The 638-nt window shown below is 65.7% G+C and carries 1 protein-coding gene; it reads right to left on the bottom strand.

Annotation, left to right across the window (positions count from 1 at the left end):
* A partial coding sequence (locus Q3A80_RS31915) for an amino acid ABC transporter permease (RefSeq protein ID WP_446332753.1) occupies window positions 1–536 on the bottom strand: 536 nt, incomplete at its 3' end.
* Window positions 537–638: the final 102 nt, after the last annotated feature.

Genomic DNA, 638 nt, shown 5'->3' with positions numbered 1-638 from the left:
ACGTTCTGGCCGACGAACATCAGGTCGGCGATCCCGACCGACGAAATGAGCGCGCTCTCCTTGAACAGGCTCACGACGTTCGACAGCAACGGCGGAATCGCGCGCAGCAGCGCCTGCGGAAAGATCACGTAGACGATCTTCACGTGCGGCGACAGGCTCAGCGCGATGCACGCGTCGTGCTGCTCGCCGGCGATCGACTTCAGCGAGCCGCGAAACGTCTCGCTCGTGATCGCGGCCATGTACAGCGTCAGCGAGATCAGCACCGACAGGTACGGCGGAATCGGCAGCCGCAGCACGACCGGGAAGCAGAAGAACACCCAGAACAGCTGGATCAGCAGCGGCGTGCCGCGGAAGAATTCGACGAACGCGGTGACCGGCGCGCGCAGCCAGCGGGACGTCGACATCCGCAGCAGGCTCAGCACGAAGCCGAGCAGGCTGCCGACGAGCGCGCACGTCGCGGTGAACGCCAGCGTCAGCCCGAGGCCTTTCGCGAGCACGAGCCAGTACGGCCAGACGACGGAAAAATCGAGGTTCACGGCGGGCTCCTCAGCGCTGGACGGCGACGTCCTGGCGGCGCTCGATGACGTTGACGAGTTTCGCGATCGGCAGCGACAGCGCGAAATACACGAGCGCGACGA

The organism is Burkholderia sp. SR8 (genome assembly GCF_052851275.1).
Note: the sequence above shows the minus strand (reverse complement) of the source record. Positions and strands in the feature narration are given on the sequence as shown.